Origin of the sequence: Sphingomonas hankookensis (assembly GCF_022664465.1) — a bacterium.
Lineage (GTDB): Bacteria > Pseudomonadota > Alphaproteobacteria > Sphingomonadales > Sphingomonadaceae > Sphingomonas > Sphingomonas hankookensis.
This window is the reverse complement of the sequence record NZ_JAKREV010000023.1, coordinates 1-3797: the sequence shown is the minus strand read 5'-3', so window position 1 is coordinate 3797 and position 3797 is coordinate 1. Positions and strand designations below refer to the sequence as shown.

Here is a 3797-nt window from a genome sequence, read left to right as displayed (position 1 = left end):
CGCCTTTGCCGCCGAACTCGAAAAGCAACGGTGGGGTTTAAACCCGACCGTTGCTTCACCCGCGCTCCTGCGCGACAACAACGGTCGGTCTCTGGTTGCCGCTGGATGAAAGGCGGGGGTCACGTCACTTGTAGTTGATCCGCAGGTCGGGAAAGATCGACAAGGCCATGTCTCGCGAGCCTTGCCATGCAGGGCTTAAGACTGGTGCGACGCCGACGGTGATGCTCCATCCGGCAGTGCCTGCCTCCAAAGGCCGACCTGCGGGGGGGGGGCGGCCGCAGGTCCGTCTGCGCGAAGCAGGGTTGAGCAGAGACTAGCGCAAGGATGGTTAGAGCGGAGCGCATCCTTATCCCTTTTTTCGGCCCCGTTGATGACGGTCGGTCGGTCATGTCAGCAGCCACCTTATCCCCGCGCGTCGTAAACGCCAGTCCCGGTAGATGGAGTACGGCTATACCCACAGCGTATGACCGGTCCGCTTTCAATGCCGGCGGACGCGTTCAAACTCAGGCCGAAGCAACCGCTCGCGTTTTCCACAGGGACCAGCCGACGCCGCAGCCCAGTATCGCAAAGGTTACCGCCAACGACGCTGCGGGCGGGAATTTGGCGAGCCCGAACATGTCGGCAACGAAGATTTTCGAGCCGATAAATACCAGCAACGCGGCCAAGGCGTATTTAAGGTAATGGAACCGGTCGACCATCGCGGCGAGCGCAAAATAGAGCGCGCGTAACCCAAGGATAGCAAAGATGTTCGACGTGTAGACGATGAATGGATCCGTTGTGATCGCGAAGATGGCCGGCACGGAATCGACCGCAAAGATGACGTCAGCGCATTCGATCATGACCAGAGCCAGTAGTAACGGCGTAGCGATCCGGCGCATGCGCCCCGTCGCTGGCTCCTGCTCTTTCACCCAGAAACGTTCCCCGTGAAGTTGGTCGGTAACCGGCATGCGCTGGCGAACCCAGCGTAAAACGGGCGAACTGGCTACGTCATATTCCGTGTCTGCAGTCAGCCACATCTTGATACCGGTGAAAACCAGGAAGGCCGCAAAGACGTATAATACCCATTCGAACCGATCGACCAATGCCGCACCAAAACCGATCATCACTGCACGCAGGACAATGACACCCAGGATGCCCCAGAACAATACACGGTGCTGGTGGATGCGGGGGATGGCGAAGTAGCCGAAGATCATGGCGATGATGAACACGTTATCCATCGCAAGGCTCTTCTCGATGACGAAGCCCGTCACGTAGTTAAGGCCGGCAGTCGGCCCGATATACCACCAAATCCATCCGCCGAACGCCAGTCCCAGCGTGATGTAACCTGCTGACAATGCAAGGCTCTCGCGTACCCCGATTTCCCGTTGTCCGCGGTGCAAGACACCCAGATCGAGGATCAGCAACGTTGCGACGATGCCGAGAAATGCCAGCCACATCCAGACAGGCGTACCAAGGAATAATAAGGAGAGCAGCTCAGGCATGGGGACCTCTGACAAACGTGATGACGTGGGGCGGGATCAGCGATCAGGAGGGCAGGTATCTCGCGGTGGTGCGAACAAGCGACCTTCCAGGTGCAACTCAAAGCGCTTCAATTGCAGCAGAATTGGAGAAATTGGAGTTCGGCGCGCCATCGCGATACGCGCGCGCTCGTCCAACTGCTGATGCAGTTCGGCGAGTCTGTTGGTTTCCATGCTCAGAGCCTCCTTTCAATCGGTGATCGAAAGATCGGATCATCAACGACGACAGGAGGCAAAGTGGCCAGGCCTATATCGAGATAACCCGATGCGGTCCGACATCACAATCACCCGAGGGAAATTTTCATAGGGGCCCGGCCTGCTCTTTCTAGATAGGACATGGCTCCCGGTGATCAAGCTGTTTCACTGTTTGATAATTACTGTAGTCGGCACTCAAACTGCCGCACTCCCCTCCCCAAAATATTACGCTGACCGGAAAAAGGGATCGGTCGAAAACACTTGCTTCTGGACACTCAGTTTGGCGATCCGCAAGCCTGAAGGCCATTCGCCAAGCCATGAGCCGCAACGTACCCGCCGGCAGGTACTCTGCTTGCGGCAGGCAAGCCGTGCGGCTTATGTCGATACCGCTGGTGGGGGGAAATGAATGGCGAATGGCAGTAGCAGCCGCGGAAACTCGGTGGTCGGCGAGCGCTGGCCGCTCTTCTGGGCAGGCTGTGCGGCGATCAGCGTTGGCGTGGCCCTTCACTTACCAATGCTCGCGATGGCCCATACGATGGGCAATCACCTGTCGGGTATGCCTATGGACGGATGGATGTACCTGGGCATGGCGCTGATCGGTATCGGCGTGCCGGCAGCTATATTTGGCGCTTTACCCAAGAAACGGCCTGATCATAGGGCAGCCGTTGGCGTCGCATATGAAGCGCCCGATGATACCCCTCTGACGCGGTCGCATGCTGCCGTTCTGCTGGTGCTTACCCTCGGGCTCATAATTGACACTATGAAGCCAGCAACGCTCGGCTTCGTGCTGCCCGGCATGCGTGGCGAGTATGGGCTCGCCAAATCGACCGTTGCCTTGTTGCCGTTCGTTGCCCTTACGGGAACGACGGTTGGCTCGTTTCTGTGGGGGTGGCTTGCGGACATCTATGGTCGGCGTGTGTCGATCCTGTTGTCGACCATCCTGTTCGTCTCGACTTCGATCTGCGGAGCTATGCCTTCCTACAGCTGGAACCTGGTCATGTGTTTTCTGATGGGGTGCTCGGCTGGCGGCATGCTGCCCGTCGTCTACACCCTGTTGGCAGAGATCATGCCTCCGCGGCACAGAAGCTGGGTCCTTGTGCTGGTTGGTGGCACGGGACTGGTCGGTGGCTACCTCGCAGCTAGCGGTGCAGCGCATCTGTTCGAGCCCCTGTTCGGCTGGCGTAGCTTGTGGCTGCAGGGGTTTCCCACCGGTTTGCTGCTGCTTGCGATGGCAAGGTGGATACCTGAGTCTCCACGATTTCTGTTGGAACGGGGCATGGACGCCGAGCTAGCTGACATGGCTCGAAAGTTCGGCATCGTCAGGCGTGCGCCACAAGCCGCGCCAGCGGACGCTGGCAGCGCCGCGGCTCACCACCGCGAGTTGACCATCGCCCTGGTGATCACGGCTCTTTCCTGGAGCTTCGTCAACTTTGGCTTGCTGCTATGGTTGCCTTCCGATCTCCAGGATCGAGGCTTCAGTGCCGAGATTGCGAGCGGCATCATCGCCAGCTCAGCACTTGTTGCCCTGCCCACGATCATGATCGCGGCCTTCCTTTACAGCCGGTGGAGCAGCAAGCGCACCCTGATCGGCACTGTGCTTCTCACACTCGCCGGGCTTGCCGGAGCCCTACTGCCGGCACCTACGCTGGCTTGGCCACCCCTGCTGATCGCTGTGATCGCGTTGCTGGTGGTTGGCACAAACGGATTGATCGCCGTGCTACTTCCCTATGCAGCCGAAAACTACGCATTACGCGTCCGTGGACGCGCTACTGGGCTTATCGCGGGGAGTAGCAAATTTGGTGGCGTTGCTGTCCAGCTGGGCGCCTTCGCTGGGCTGATCCCGACGATGGGGGGCGCGGCAATCTCGCTAATTGTACCAATGACGCTGTCAGCGGTACTGATCGGGCGCGCAGGGAGAGAGACGCGGGGCCGCAGCTTACGCGAGCTGGAAGCAACGGCTTAGGTGTTCAGTCCCGGCATCTGGTGGATCGGGTTGACGATGAACCGATCCGGCTCTGACGTCCAGATCTTGGCAATGTATTCGTAGGGTGTAAGGCCGCTGAGGGTCTTGAGCCTTCGCGCGAA

Annotated in this window: 3 protein-coding genes and 1 pseudogene; 1 reads left to right on the top strand and 3 read right to left on the bottom strand. The window is 59.2% G+C overall.

Annotated elements, in window-relative coordinates; genetic code table 11:
- Nucleotides 1–503: 503 nt before the first annotated feature.
- The gene (locus tag MF610_RS18860) at nucleotides 504–1481 is read right to left on the bottom strand and encodes a TerC family protein (protein ID WP_056476533.1); all 978 of its coding nucleotides are present in this window, start codon (nucleotides 1479–1481) and stop codon (nucleotides 504–506) included.
- A 36-nt stretch (nucleotides 1482–1517) separates the two neighbouring features.
- Complete coding sequence (locus MF610_RS18855) at nucleotides 1518–1691, bottom strand: hypothetical protein (protein WP_156348462.1); 174 nt, start codon at nucleotides 1689–1691, stop codon at nucleotides 1518–1520.
- Between the two features lie 427 nt (nucleotides 1692–2118).
- On the opposite strand from MF610_RS18855, the gene MF610_RS18850 reads away from it, so the two are divergent.
- Nucleotides 2119–3675, top strand: coding sequence for an MFS transporter (locus tag MF610_RS18850; protein ID WP_055756306.1), 1557 nt, complete (start codon nucleotides 2119–2121; stop codon nucleotides 3673–3675).
- On the opposite strand, the pseudogene MF610_RS18845 reads toward MF610_RS18850, so the two are convergent.
- A pseudogene (locus MF610_RS18845) lies at nucleotides 3672–3797 on the bottom strand (IS481 family transposase); the annotation flags it as partial. The gene MF610_RS18850 and the pseudogene MF610_RS18845 overlap by 4 nt on opposite strands.

Bases quoted from the DNA above. Each gene is read 5' to 3' on its own strand.
- MF610_RS18860 (WP_056476533.1), bottom strand. From the start codon at position 1,481: ATGCCTGAGCTGCTCTCCTTATTATTCCTTGGTACGCCTGTCTGGATG.
- MF610_RS18855 (WP_156348462.1), bottom strand. From the start codon at position 1,691: ATGGAAACCAACAGACTCGCCGAACTGCATCAGCAGTTGGACGAGCGC.
- MF610_RS18850 (WP_055756306.1), top strand. From the start codon at position 2,119: ATGGCGAATGGCAGTAGCAGCCGCGGAAACTCGGTGGTCGGCGAGCGC.